Source organism: Rhodosalinus sp., assembly GCF_046542825.1.
Classification (GTDB): domain Bacteria; phylum Pseudomonadota; class Alphaproteobacteria; order Rhodobacterales; family Rhodobacteraceae; genus Rhodosalinus.
The window spans coordinates 11,873-24,627 of the sequence record NZ_JBKHAQ010000001.1; the positions used below are offsets into that span (position 1 = coordinate 11,873).

The 12,755-nt window shown below is 70.9% G+C and carries 9 protein-coding genes; 1 reads left to right on the forward strand and 8 read right to left on the reverse strand.

Going from position 1 to position 12,755, the window contains the following annotated elements; all coding sequences use genetic code 11:
* Positions 1 to 204 precede the first annotated feature (204 nt).
* Genes ACLFOB_RS00065 through ACLFOB_RS00080 form a run of 4 tightly spaced genes read right to left on the reverse strand, consistent with a single transcriptional unit; the run spans position 205 to position 6,888 of the window.
* Complete coding sequence (locus ACLFOB_RS00065) at positions 205 to 2,247, reverse strand: hypothetical protein (RefSeq protein WP_410924210.1); 2,043 nt, start codon at positions 2,245 to 2,247, stop codon at positions 205 to 207.
* Positions 2,244 to 5,012, reverse strand: coding sequence for a DUF4159 domain-containing protein (locus ACLFOB_RS00070; RefSeq protein WP_410924211.1), 2,769 nt, complete (start codon positions 5,010 to 5,012; stop codon positions 2,244 to 2,246). Before ACLFOB_RS00070 ends, ACLFOB_RS00065 begins: the two co-directional genes overlap by 4 nt.
* Positions 5,009 to 5,884, reverse strand: coding sequence for a DUF58 domain-containing protein (locus tag ACLFOB_RS00075; protein WP_410916142.1), 876 nt, complete (start codon positions 5,882 to 5,884; stop codon positions 5,009 to 5,011). The genes ACLFOB_RS00070 and ACLFOB_RS00075 overlap by 4 nt, the downstream gene beginning before the upstream one ends.
* A complete protein-coding gene (locus ACLFOB_RS00080; protein WP_410924212.1) occupies positions 5,881 to 6,888 on the reverse strand; it encodes an AAA family ATPase in 1,008 nt (335 codons plus the stop codon). Before ACLFOB_RS00080 ends, ACLFOB_RS00075 begins: the two co-directional genes overlap by 4 nt.
* Positions 6,889 to 6,955: 67 nt before the next feature.
* Between ACLFOB_RS00080 and ACLFOB_RS00085 the strand changes: the two genes are divergently transcribed.
* Positions 6,956 to 7,552, forward strand: a complete 597-nt coding sequence (locus ACLFOB_RS00085; protein WP_410916283.1) for a DUF1285 domain-containing protein — start codon at positions 6,956 to 6,958, stop codon at positions 7,550 to 7,552.
* Positions 7,553 to 7,793: 241 nt separating this feature from the next.
* Here the strand turns inward: ACLFOB_RS00085 and ACLFOB_RS00090 are convergent, their stop codons facing one another.
* The 4 genes from ACLFOB_RS00090 to polA form a co-directional block, all read right to left on the reverse strand.
* A complete protein-coding gene (locus ACLFOB_RS00090) occupies positions 7,794 to 8,702 on the reverse strand; it encodes a cation diffusion facilitator family transporter (RefSeq protein ID WP_410924214.1) in 909 nt (302 codons plus the stop codon).
* A 67-nt stretch (positions 8,703 to 8,769) separates the two neighbouring features.
* Positions 8,770 to 9,186, reverse strand: a complete 417-nt coding sequence (locus ACLFOB_RS00095; RefSeq protein ID WP_410916281.1) for a universal stress protein — start codon at positions 9,184 to 9,186, stop codon at positions 8,770 to 8,772.
* 12 nt (positions 9,187 to 9,198) lie between these two features.
* The gene (locus ACLFOB_RS00100) at positions 9,199 to 9,861 is read right to left on the reverse strand and encodes a hypothetical protein (RefSeq protein ID WP_410916280.1); all 663 of its coding nucleotides are present in this window, start codon (positions 9,859 to 9,861) and stop codon (positions 9,199 to 9,201) included.
* 54 nt (positions 9,862 to 9,915) lie between these two features.
* Entirely contained in the window at positions 9,916 to 12,729 is a 2,814-nt protein-coding gene (polA, locus tag ACLFOB_RS00105) for a DNA polymerase I (RefSeq protein WP_410924215.1), read from the reverse strand.
* Positions 12,730 to 12,755 lie beyond the last annotated feature (26 nt).

The window sequence follows — 12,755 nt, forward strand, 5'->3', positions numbered from 1 at the left end:
CAAGCTTTCGCGGACTCGCGCCGGGTCATAACTGCGAAAGGCTTCCGGCCAATGCCCCATGCGATCGCCGACCTGTCGTGCCCCACCGGCGCCCCGCTCGGCGCCGATCCAAAGCGGAGCGCTCGTCGGCCCTTGCGGGCGCGCCTCGCTTGTCGCGGCGCGGACATTCAGCGAGGACGCCCGCAAGGGCGGAGGAGCGCGCCGCTATCGTCGCCCCTCGCGCAGCCAGGCGCCGAGGATCAGGGCGGAGGCCAGCAGCAGCACCGCCCAGGCAGGCAAGAGCGGCGCCTGCCGCACGCTCAACGTGCGATAGGCCTCGCGCGGCGTGATGCCGATCCAGCCGCGCCCGGCGGCCGGTCGTCCCTCGCGCACGTTGCGGACGGTGGGCAGCCCCTCTTCCAGCCGCAGGATGCCGCCGCGCACCGCCCCGATCGCGGGTTCAAGCGCCGCGCCGCTGGCGATGGTCTGCACGAACTCGCGCGGGGCGGCGGGGCCAAGGCCGATCACCGCCTCCTGTTCGCCCTGCTCCAGACGGTAGAGGCCGATCTCCGGCCCGTCGTAGAGCGCCTCGTACCGGCCGGGCGCGATCTCCTGCATCGGCAGCGTGACCTCTTCGCCCGATGGCGTGGTGACCGTGACCGCGCCCACCTCTTCCGACAGCGTGCGCCGGAGGATCCGCATCCGCTGCCCGGTGGCCTCGGCGGTCAGCGACTCCTCCTCCAGCTCCGGCTCCTTCATCATCCAGTGGGCAAGGCGGCGCAGCAGTTCAAGCTGCGGACCGCCGCCTTCGTAGCCCCGGTTCCAGAGCCAGGCGTGATCGGACGCCAAAAGCGCGATCCGCCCCTCCTCGACCCGGTCGAGCACGAGGAGCGGCCGCTCGTCGGGGCCCTGCATCACGACATGCCCACGCTCCGGCGTCACCTCGATCTGGCGCATCCAGCGGCCCCAGTCGCCCGCGTCGGGCAGGTCCGCGGCCACAGGGTGGCGCTGGCCCAGTTCGGTCACCTCCGGGCGATAGGGCGCATCGACCACCCGCGCGGTGGGGGCGGCCGGGATCACCGTGGAGAGCGGCGAGCGATAGAGGCTGTCGGCGCTGGCGAAATCCGGGCCCGCCGCGACCAGCACCGCCCCCCCGCCGCGCACGTATTCCGCCACGTTGTCCAGGTAGATCGACGGCAGGATGCCGCGGCGCTTGTAGCGGTCGAAGATGATCAGGTCGAAATCGTCCACCTTCTCGAGGAACAGCTCCCGCGTCGGGAAGGCGATGAGCGACAGTTCCGAGACCGGCACGCCGTCCTGCTTGTCGGGCGGGCGCAGGATGGTGAAATGCACCAGGTCGACCGAGCTGTCGGATTTCAGCAGGTTGCGCCAGGTTCGCGTGCCGGCGTGCGGCTCGCCGGAGACCAGCAGCACGCGCAGCCGGTCGCGTACGCCGTTGATCTGCACCAGCGCCGAATTGTTGCGGTCGGTCAGTTCCCCCTCGGCCTCGGGCACCGAGAAGCGGATCACGTTGCGCCCCGCGTGCGGCAGGGTGACGGGCAGACGCACGTCACGCCCGATGTCGATCTCGAACCGCTCGGGTTCCGCCCCGTCCACCGAGATGTCGAGCGGCGCGGTGCGCGCGCCCTCTGGCGCTGCGCCCTCGTCCTCGATCCGGATCGTCAGTTCGATCTCCTCGTCGAGGATGGCGAAGGCAGGCGCGTTCCGGACCACCAGCCGGCGGTCCCAGTCGGTCTCCTTCCCGGTGAGCAGCAGGTGCATGGGCGCCGGCAGGTCCGGCAGGCGCTCCAGATCGTGCAGCCGGCCGTCGGACATCAGGATCACGCCGGCGACCCGGGCCCGCGGCTCGCGCGCCAGCGCCTCGGACACGGCGGTCATCAGCAGCGTGCCCTCGTCGCCCTCGCCATCGGGCACGGTCACGCGCCGCACCTCGGTGCCGGGGCGCGATGCGATCTCCTGCGCCAGCGCCTCGGCGGCCTCTGCCGTGGTCGCGGCCCGCTCCGCAAGGCGTTGCGAGGCGGTGCGGTCCTCCACCAGCAGCACGATGTCCGACAGCGGCGCGCGGTCCTCCTGTTGCCAGCTGGGCTGCGCCAGCGCGGCAAGGATCACGAGGCCCGCAAGGCCGCGCAGCGCCCAGCCCGACAGCCCGCGCCAGGCGGCAAGGATCACGGCCACCAGCACGGCAGCACCACCCGCCGCGATCAGCCACAGAGGCACCATCGGGTCGAAGAGGATGTTTCCCGTCATTGGCCCAGCCTGTCGAGCAGGGCGGGCACATGCACCTGGTCGGACTTGTAGTTGCCGGTCAGCACATGCATCACGAGGTTCACGCCGAAACGATAGGCCAGTTCGCGCTGCCGCTCGCCGGAGTAGCCGCGGCCCACCGGAGAGAGCGGATTGCCGCGCTCATCCATCGCCCAGGCGGCGGCCCAGTCGTTTCCGCCGATCACCACGGGCGTCACGTTGTCGTTGAGATTGCGGAAGGGCATCCCCTCGATCTGCTCGGCATCGGCCGGCGCCGCCTCGACCCACACGTCGCGGCCGGCATGGCGGCCCGGGAAGTCCTTGAGCAGGTAGAATGTCCGCGTCAGCACGTGATCCTCTGGCACCGGCTCCAGCGGCGGGATGTCGAGCGGGCGCGCGAGTTGCTGCAGCTTGCGCCCGTTGGGCGAGGCGGCACCATAGCGCGCCACGTCGGCATCGCGCGTGTCGAACAGGATCATGCCGCCCGAGCGCAGGTAGTCGTTGAGCTTTGCATAGGCTTCGTCCGACGGGATCGGCTGGTCGGGGGTGATCGGCCAGTAGAGCATCGGGAAAAAGGCCAGCTCGTCGGTCTCGAGGTCCACGGCGAAGGGCTCCGCAGGCTCGACCGAGGTGCGGAAGATCAGCGTTTCGCTCAGGCCCCTGAGCCCAGCCTGCGCCATGTCGTCGATCTCGTCGTTGCCGGTCACGACATGGGCCAGCGCCACGTCCTGCGTGGCGGCGAGCGCGAAGTCGTCCTCGTCCTGCTGCGCGGCGGCGGGCTGCGGCGCGGCCATGAGTGCGGCAAGCAGCAGCGCCGCAGTTGCGCCGCCCGTGCGCCCGGCCAGCCGGCCCGACAGCGCGAGCGAGGCGATCACGTCGGCCAGCAGCAGCGCCAGCGCGGCGAGCAGGAAGGCGCCGGAAAGCGGTGTCTCCTGCGTGCGTTCCAGCCCCTCGACGGCGATGCGGTCGGGCCAGACGGCGGGGGCGAGGTCGGTCTCCGCCGTCACCGCGTTACGCGCCAGCGTGCGCTCCTCGCTCTCGTAGAAACCCGGGCGAAGGTCGGGGCCAAGCGGGGCCGAGACAAGCTCGGGCCCCGGCACGCCCGGCAGCGTGCCGGCATCGCCCAGCCGGCCGAAGCCGTCGAGCAGTTCCACGGGCTGCCACACGGTGCCCTCGAGGTCCTCCGGCTCCGGCTGGGCCACGGCGGACGACACCGCCAGCCGCTCCAGCATCTGCACGAAGAGCCCCGACAGGGGCAGGCTGGACCACTCGGCATTGGCAGAGACATGAACCAGCACCACCTGCCCCTGGCCCATCTCCTTGCGCGTGACCAGCGGTGTGCCGTCGGTCAGTTCGGCGATCACCCGCTCCGACAGGCCCGGATCGGGCTGCGCCATGACCTGGGCCGAGACCGTCACGTCCTCGGGCACGTCGAGGCCGACGAACGGGCTGTCCTCCGCGAAAGGGGCAAGCTGCTTGGGTTCCCCCCAGCTCATCGCGCCGCCTACGGTCCGGCCGCCGGCGCGCAGGCGGACCGGCATCAGGATGTCCTCTTCCGCGCGGCTGACCTCGCTCGCCGCCAGCCGGGGACCGGCGAAGCGCAGCAGCAGGCCGCCGTTCTCCACCCATTCGACCAGGCCCTCTTCCTCGGCCGCCGACAGGGTCGCCACGTCGGCCAGCACGATCACGTCCGGGTTCGCGGGCAGAACGTCGGTCAGCGCCCCGTCGAGCAGGTCCGCGGTGGGTTCCAGCGCGTTCTCGAGGTAATGCAGCGGCGACAGCAGCTCCAGCCCCTCGCGGTCGTCGCGCCCGGCGATCAGCGCGACCTCGCGGCGGCGCAGCGAATCGTCGGGCAGCGCCACGGCGCCCGCGCTGCGCGCGCCCTCGATCTCGAAGCGGGTCAGCCGCGCGCGCAGCTCTGCCGGCAGCGACAGCGCGGTTTGCGCGGTGGTGCCGCCTGCCGCGAATTCCGTCGTCGCACGGGCAAGGATGCGGGGCGCGCCCGCGGGATCGAGGCCATGCGCGGCGATGGTGATCTCGCGCGGCGCGTCGCCTGCACTGCGCCGCGCGGTCAGCGTGATCTCCCCGTCCTCGAACGCCGGCGGGTCCAGCGCCAGCACCGCGCCCGGCGACTGCATCACGCGGACGGTGCCGCGATCCTCCAGCGCATCGAGCAGCGTCGCGCGGCTCTCGCGCGCCAGCCCGTCGGACAACCAGAACGTATCGAACGCCTCATCGCCCAGTTCCTCGACGAAAGCCTCCGTGTCCCCGGCATCCGGTGTCCAGGGCTGCGGCGCGAGTTCCGACAGCCGCCCGCGCCAGGCGTCGGCGGCCTGAAACACCGGCGCCTCGGGGGTCGTCAGCCGCGCCAGTGCCACGGTGCGCCCGGCGCGTCCAGCCTCGGCCAGAATGCCCTCCAGCGCCTCTTCCTTCGCGCGCCAGTCCGCCGCGCCGCCCCAGGATCCGTCCGACAGGATCAGCAGCGGGCCGCGCCCTGCCTGCGCGTCGTTTTCGGGGTTCAGCACCGGCCCGGCAAGCCCGATGATCACCGCCGCCACGGCCAGCATCCGCAGCAGCAACAGCCACCACGGCGTGCGGTCGCTCACCTGTTCGTCGTCGCTCAGCCCCAGCAGCAGCGCGACGCCGGGAAACCGCCGGCGCAGCGGCGCGGGCGGGATCGCCCGCAGCAGCAGCCACAGGATCGGCAGCGCCGCCAGCGCGGCCAGAAGCCAGGGCGCGGTGAATCCGATCGTCCCGAAAAGGGTCATTCGAGGCCCCCGTCCATCGCCTGCCAGAGCCAGAGCAGCGCGGCCTGCGCCGAGTCGCCCGTGTGGTGGACATGATAGCGCCACCCGGTCGTTTCACAGAGCGCCGAAAGCCGCGCCTTGCGCTCCGCCAGCCGTTCCAGGTAGCGGTCACGCAGATCGTCGGCCTTCAGCGTCTCGTGGCTGAGGCTGCGGCCCACGCTCTCGAAGATGGTGCGCCCGCGAAAGGGAAAGGCCTCTTCCGCCGGGTCCAGCACCTGAAGCATCACGCCGCGCACGCCGCGATCCGCGGCCTTGGCCAGCGCGGCCTCGGCCGGCCCCGGATCGCCCAGGAAGTCCGAGACGAAGAGCGCGCGGGACTGCGGCAGCATCGCCCGCGTCTCCGGCTCGCCATAGTCCCCGATTTCATCGCGCGAAAAGGCCTCGGCCAGCCGCACCAGCTGCACCTGGCCGCGCCGGGGCGGCAGGCTGCCGCCCGTGAGCCCCACGCGCTCGCCGCCCCGCACCAGAAGGATCGCCATGGCCAGCGCCAGCAGGCGCGCGCGATCCGCCTTTTCCGGAAGGTCGGGCGACGAGGAAAAGCGCATCGCAGCCGCCTGATCGACCCACATCATCACGGACTGCGCGATCTGCCATTCGCGCTCGCGCACGAATTGCGCGTCGGACCGGGCCGAGCGGCGCCAGTCCACCATGCGCGCCGTGTCGCCCGCCATCATCGGGCGGTACTGCCAGAAATCGTCGCCCATGCCGGCGCGCCGCCGCCCGTGGCTGCCCAGCAGCACCGCGCCGGCCAGGTGGTCTGCCCGCGCCAGCAGGGGCGGGAGGGTGCCGGCCTCTGCCTCGGCACGGGCGCGAAGGGCGAGGGGGTCGCTCACGCAGCCGCCTCGGGACGGGCCATGCCCTCGCAGGTCTCGGCGATGATCTGGGACAGGGTTTCGCCCCGCGCGCGCGCCGCGAAGCGCAGCGCCATGCGGTGGGTGAGCACGGGTGCGGCCATGGCAAAGACGTCCTCGACCGAGGGCGCGAGCCGCCCCTGCAGCAGCGCGCGGGCCCGCACGGTCAGCATCAGTGCCTGCGCGGCCCGCGGGCCGGGCCCCCAGGCCACGCTTTCGCGGATCCGGTCGCTGGCCGTCTCGTCGCCGGGGCGGAAGGTGCGCACGAGGTCGAGGATGACCTCGACCACAGCCTCGCCCACCGGCATCCGGCGCAGCAGCGTCTGCGCGGCGATCAGCTCGGCGGCGCTGAAGACCTGATGCGCCTCCTCCTCCCCGGCGCCGGTCGTGGCCAGCAGGATCTCGCGCTCGGTGTCCCGGTCGGGGTATTCCACGTCGATCTGCACCAGGAAGCGGTCGAGCTGTGCCTCGGGCAGGGGATAGGTGCCCTCCTGCTCGATCGGGTTCTGGGTGGCGAGCACGTGGAAGGGCGCATCGAGCGGCCGGTCCTCGCCCGCCACGGTCACCTGCTTTTCCTGCATCGCCTGCAGCAGCGCGGACTGGGTGCGCGGGCTGGCGCGGTTGATCTCGTCGGCCATCAGAAGCTGGCAGAAGATGGGGCCTGCGATGAACTTGAAGGCGCGGCTGCCGTCGGCGCCGGTCTCCAGCACCTCGGAGCCGAGAATGTCGGCCGGCATCAGGTCCGGCGTGAACTGGATGCGGTTGCCGTCAAGGCCCATGACGGTCGACAGCGTCTCGACCAGTCGCGTCTTGCCCAGACCCGGCAGGCCGATCAGCAGGGCGTGCCCGCCGCACAGCAGCGCCGAGAGCGTCAGGTCCACGACCTTTTCCTGACCGATGAAGCGCCGGGTGATCGAGCCGCGCGCCTGCGCCAGCTTCGCTTCCAGCGCCTCGATCTCGCCCACCAGATCGGCATCCTCGGCCATGACAGGCCCTCCTTGCATCATATATCGAGTCCAACAGTTATCGCGTGACGGAAGGAAGGCAAAAAGCATGAGCGCACAAAATCCCGTGACCCCGTCCGCCGAAAGCATCGCCGAGGCCGCCCGCGCCGCCAAAAAGGGCAGGGGCTTGCCGCCCGTCCACGCGTGGACTCCGCCGTTCTGCGGCGATCTGGACATCCGAATCGCCCGCGACGGGACATGGTTCTACCTTGGCACGCCGATCGGCCGGCCGGAACTGGTGAAGCTCTTCGCCTCGATCCTGCGGAAGGACGGTGACGAGTATTTCCTGGTCACGCCGGTCGAGAAGGTGGGAATCACCGTCGACGACGCCCCCTTCGTCGCCGTGGACTTCGAGGCCGAAGGGCAGGGCCGCGACCAGCTGCTGACCTTCACGACCAACGTGGGCGATCACGCGGCGGCGGGACCCGAGCATCCGATCCGGGTGGAGCGCGATGCCGGGACGGGCGAGCCCGCGCCTTACGTGCTGGTGCGCGACCGGCTTGAGGCGCTGATCGACCGCAAGAGCTTCTACCGGCTGGTCGAGCGCGGCAGCCGCGAGGAGGTGGAGGGCCGCCGCTGGTTCGGCCTGTGGTCGGGCGGTGCGTTCTTCCCGGTGATACCGGCCGAGGAACTGCCGGAGGGCTGAGGCGGAAGGCGTTTGAACAACGCCTTCCAAGCGGTTTGCAAACCGCTTGGCGCCGGCGAGGGGAGGCGTCGACGGCGGCATCCGCAATCCGGGCCGGACCGAGCCGTCTGACGCGCCCGATTCGGTGCTGGACCCCGACGCGATCGCGCGCGCCTCTCTCGGGCTCATTCGGCAGGACCGCTCGGCCTGGCCCGACGAGCTGACGCTGCGGCCCTGGGTCGAACGCTTCCGACTCCCGCCGTCAGGTCGGATGCCCGATCGCGCGGGCCTCGGGGCAGGCGCTCTCGGCGCTTTCGATCTGCAGGGTGGTGTGCTTGAGGCCGAAACGCTCCCTGAGCAGGTCGCGCAGGGCGAGGCGCACCTCCTCGGCGGGCACCTCGCCCGACAGGACGACATGCGCCTCGAGCGCGGCCTCGTGCTCGTCCATCCGCCAGAGGTGCAGGTGATGCACGCCGCTCACGCCGGGTGCGCTGCGCATGGCGTCCAGCACCTCGGCCGTATCCACGCCTTCGGGGCTCGCCAGCATCAGGATGCGCGCGACGGGCGCCAGGCCCGCCAGCGACTGCCACAGGATATAGCCCGCGATGGCCAGCGTCACGACCGCGTCCAGCCAGTGCCAGCCGTAGAGCAGGATCAGGCTGCCCGCGACGATCACGCCGACCGAGGCCATGGCATCGGACAGGTTGTGCAGGAAGGCGGCGCGGATGTTCACGCTCGACCTCGCCATCGCCCATGTCAGCGCCACTGTCGCCACGTCCACCACCAGCGCGATGCCCGCCACGATCACCACGATCCAGCCCGCCACCGGCTCCGGCGTGACGAGCCGCATGACCCCTTCCGAAAGCAGCCAGACCGCGATCACGATAAGCGTCGTGTAGTTGATCAGCGCCGCCACCACCTCGGCCCGGCCATAGCCGAAGGTCATGGTTGCATCCGCCGGCCGGCGCCCGATCCGCCGCGCGGCAAAGGCGATGCCCAGCGCCAGCGCATCCGAAAGGTTGTGCATCGCGTCCGCGATCAGGGCGAGCGATCCGGCCGCCACGCCCGCCACGATCTGCGCCAGCGTCAGCGCCAGATTGGCGCCGACGGCCAGCGCCACGCGGGTGTCGCCCGCCTGCGGGTCGATGTGGTGATGATGGTGGCCGGCCATGCAGATCTCCTGCCCGGGGGGTAGCAACGGGGGCGACCCCTGTCCATCCGGCGGCGGGCCGGGTCGCTCAGGGCGTCCGCACCAGATAGACCGAGCAGGGGGCGTGCGCGGCGACGTGGCTGGCCGTGGTGCCCAGAAGATAGTCCTGGATCCTGGGGTTCGCGGCCTCCATCACGATCAGGTCAACCTTTTCCTCGATCGCCAGCTTCACGATCGCGCGGTGCACCGCGCCCTTGCGCACGATCAGCCGCGGTTTCACCGGGCCCGGCGGATTGGCGCGCACGAATTTCTTCAGCTCCTCCTGCCAGTAGGCTTCCGCGTCGCGGATGTTGAGGTTGCGCTCCATCTCGGGTGCGATCGTCGCCACGATCAGCTCGGCATTCCGGCGCGTGGCCATCTCGAAGGCTTCTTCGTAGGCGTTCTGCTCCAGCTTCAGGTGGCGCAGGTTGACGGGGCAGAGGATCGTGCGGGTCTGGCGAGGCATGGGCCCTCCCTTTCATGAAATGTCGAGCCTGGCAGGCCGGACGCCACGCCCCAAGTCTTCGCTCAGCTGCGCCTTGAGCCGCTGCATCACGCGCCAGCGCCCCAGCCCGTGGCGCAACTGCCTGGCCATCAGCCGGTCCGCGACGAAGCTTAGGCTGCCGTCCGCGGTTCGGTTCACCCGGTACGCGCGGCACGCTGCCACGATCCTGCTCGCCCGGCCCGAGGCGAAGGCGGCAGTGAGCGTCAGCTCTTCCGCGCGGGCCAGCGCATCCTTCAGCCCGCTCCGCCGCTCTACCCGGTGCAGCACCTCCGCGATGCTGCCGATGTCCAGAAAGGCCCCGCCTTGCAGCGGGCCCAGGTTGGTGCGCTCGACCGGGCGGGTCACGTCGCCGAAGCTCAGTTCGTCGCGCTCGGTGACGAGAGCGCTGTAGCGTTCGTCTCCCGCCCGCACGTCCGCGATCACGTCGAGCAGGTAGATCGGTTCGGAACTCATGTTGGTGATCAGGCAGCGCGCCTGCTCGTCGTGCGAGGCCCCGGTGGTGATCAGGACCACGGGCGTGCGCTGTCGCAGGAAGCTCATCAGGAAGATGTGCAGATAGCCGACCCAGACGAACAGGGTGACGAGCGCCACCCCAAGTTCCAGCACCTTCGCGTTTCCGGCGATCCAGTCGAGCACCCGGGCCTCCTTTCCGAAGGCGTTAACCCGCCGTGATCGGGAAGGTTTCGCCGCTCAGTGCGCGGCAGCCCAGTTCGGGCCCGTTCCGGCGTCCACCACCAGTGGCACGTCGAGCGTCACGACCGGCTCCGCCGCGCCCTGCATCACCTCGCGCGCGGCGGCGATCAGCGCCTCCTCGGCGCCCTCGTCGACCTCGAAGAGCAACTCGTCATGCACCTGCAGCAGCATCTCGGCCGGCAGCCCCTCGATCGCGGCGGGCATCCGCACCATGGCGCGGCGGATGATGTCGGCCGCGGTGCCCTGAATGGGCGCGTTGATGGCGGCGCGCTTGGCAAAGCCCGCCCGCGGGCCGCGCGCGGTGATCTCCGGCGTGTGGATCACCCGGCCGAACAGCGTCTCGACCCGGCCGTGCTCCTTCGCGAAGGCCACGGTGTCGTCCATGTAGGCGCGGATGCCGGGGAAACGCTCGAAATAGCGGTCGATGAAGCCCTGCGCCTCGGCCCGCGGGATGCGCAGGTTCCGCGCAAGCCCGAAGCCCGAGATGCCGTAGATCACGCCGAAGTTGATCGCCTTTGCGCGGCGCCGGATCTCGGGCGTCATCTGGTCGAGCGGCACGCCGAACATCTCCGAGGCGGTCGCGGCGTGAATGTCGAGTCCGTCGCGGAACGCCTCCTTCAGCGCCTCGATTCCCGCGACATGGGCGAGGATGCGCAGCTCGATCTGGGAATAGTCCAGGCTGACCAGCACCTTGCCGGGTTCCGCGACGAAAGCCTCGCGGATGCGCCGCCCCTCTTCGGTGCGCACGGGGATGTTCTGAAGGTTCGGGTCGGTCGAGGCCAGCCGCCCGGTCGCCGCGCCCGACTGGACGTAGGAGGTGTGCACGCGCCCCGTCTCTGGATTGATGTGCTCCTGCAGGGCGTCGGTATAGGTGCTCTTGAGCTTCGAGACCGCGCGCCAGTCCAGCACCTTGCGGGCCAGTTCGTGCTCGGTCGCCAGATCCTCGAGCACGTCGGCGGGCGTGGCATAGGCGCCCGTCTTGCCGCGCTTGCCGCCCGGCAGGCTCATCTTGTCGAACAGGATCTCGCCCAGCTGCTTCGGGCTGCCCACGTTGAACGCCTCGCCCGCAAGCGCGTGGATTTCCGCCTCGAGCCCCGCCATCTTCTGCGCGAAGGCGCCGGACATCCGGCTCAGTGTCTCACGGTCCACCCTGACGCCCGCCATCTCCATCCGCGCGAGCACCGGCACCAGCGGCCGCTCCATCCGCTCGTAGACGCGGGTGACACGGGCCGCGTGCAGCTGCGGGCGGAACGCCTGCCAGAGGCGCAGGGTCACGTCCGCATCCTCGCCCGCATAGGGCGTGGCCGTGTCGATCGGCACCCGGTCGAAGGTGATCTGCGCCTTGCCCGAGCCGATCAGCGCCTTGATGGGGATGCAGGAATGCGCGAGGTAGCGGTCGGCCAGCGTGTCCATCCCGTGCCCGTGCAGGCCGGAATACATCGCGTAGGACATCAGCAGCGTGTCGTCGAAGGGCGCCATGCGGATGCCGAGGCGGGCCAGCACCTTGGCGTCGTATTTCACGTTCTGCCCGATCTTGAGCACCGCGTCGTCCTCGAGCAGGTCGCGCAGGGCGGGCAGCGCCGCGTCCATCGGGATCTGCCCCTCGGCCAGCGCGTCGGAGCCGAAGAGATCGCCCGCGCCCTCTGCCTTGTGGGCGAGCGGGACATAGGCGGCCTCGCCGGGCGCCACCGCCAGCGACACGCCCACCAGGTCGCAGCGCATCTCGTCGAGGCCCGTGGTCTCGGTATCCACGGCGACCCAGCCCTGCGCCCGCGCCCGCGCGATCCAGTCCATCAGCGTGCCCATGTCGCGGATGCAGGCGTAGCTGCCGGTCTCGAAGGGCGCGGGCGCCGGCAGTGCGGGGCCGTCGCCCCCCGTCTCGGCCTCCGCCTGCGGAGCGGCCTCGGGCACCGCGGGCGCCTCGACCCCCAGCGCCTCGGCGATGCGGCGGGTGAGCGTGCGGAACTCCATCTCGGTGAGGAAGCCCAGCAGGCGCTCGGGATCGGGCTCGCGCAGCTCCAGATCGTCGGGGCCGAAGTCGAGCGCCACGTCGCAGTCGAGCGTGACCAGCTGCTTCGACAGGCGGATCTGCTCGGCATGGTCTATCAGCGTCTGCCGGCGCCTGGGCTGCCTGATGTCCTCCGCCCGCGCCAGCAGCGTCTCCAGATCGCCGAACTCGTTGATCAGCAGCGCGGCGGTCTTGACCCCGATGCCGGGCGCGCCGGGCACGTTGTCCACCGAATCGCCGGCCAGCGCCTGCACGTCCACCACGCGCGCAGGGTCCACGCCGAACTTCTCGCGCACGCCGTCCACGTCGATGCGGCGGTTCTTCATCGCGTCGAACATCTCGACCCCGCCGCCCACAAGCTGCATCAGGTCCTTGTCGGAGCTCACGATGGTCACGCGGCCGCCCGCCGCGCGCGCCTGGCAGGCCAGCGTGGCGATGATGTCGTCGGCCTCGAACCCCTCGAGCTCGATGCAGGGGATGTTGAAGGCCTCCGTCGCCCGGCGCGTGAGCGGGATCTGCGGGCGCAGCTCCTCGGGCATCTCTTCGCGATTGGCCTTGTAGGCGTCGTAGAGGGTGTTGCGGAAGGTCTGGCTGCCCTTGTCGAAGATGACGGCGAGGTGCGTCGCCGCGTCCACCCCCTCGTTCGCGGCGATGTAGCGCTGCAGCATGTTGCAGAAGCCCGCGACCGCGCCCACCGGAAGCCCGTCCGAGCGCCGGGTCAGCGGCGGCAGCGCGTGATAGGCGCGGAAGATGAAGGCCGAGCCGTCGATCAGATGCAGGTGGTGGCCCTTGCCGAAACTCATGCGCTGGTCCTCCGCGGTGCATCCGC

What these genes read in the sequence shown, in the direction of transcription:
- ACLFOB_RS00090 (WP_410924214.1), bottom strand. Translation starts at nt 8,702, where the DNA reads ATGGCCGGCCACCATCATCACCACATCGACCCGCAGGCGGGCGACACC.
- ACLFOB_RS00095 (WP_410916281.1), bottom strand. Translation starts at nt 9,186, where the DNA reads ATGCCTCGCCAGACCCGCACGATCCTCTGCCCCGTCAACCTGCGCCAC.
- ACLFOB_RS00080 (WP_410924212.1), bottom strand. Translation starts at nt 6,888, where the DNA reads ATGGCCGAGGATGCCGATCTGGTGGGCGAGATCGAGGCGCTGGAAGCG.
- ACLFOB_RS00085 (WP_410916283.1), top strand. Translation starts at nt 6,956, where the DNA reads ATGAGCGCACAAAATCCCGTGACCCCGTCCGCCGAAAGCATCGCCGAG.
- polA (WP_410924215.1), bottom strand. Translation starts at nt 12,729, where the DNA reads ATGAGTTTCGGCAAGGGCCACCACCTGCATCTGATCGACGGCTCGGCC.
- ACLFOB_RS00070 (WP_410924211.1), bottom strand. Translation starts at nt 5,012, where the DNA reads ATGACCCTTTTCGGGACGATCGGATTCACCGCGCCCTGGCTTCTGGCC.
- ACLFOB_RS00065 (WP_410924210.1), bottom strand. Translation starts at nt 2,247, where the DNA reads ATGACGGGAAACATCCTCTTCGACCCGATGGTGCCTCTGTGGCTGATC.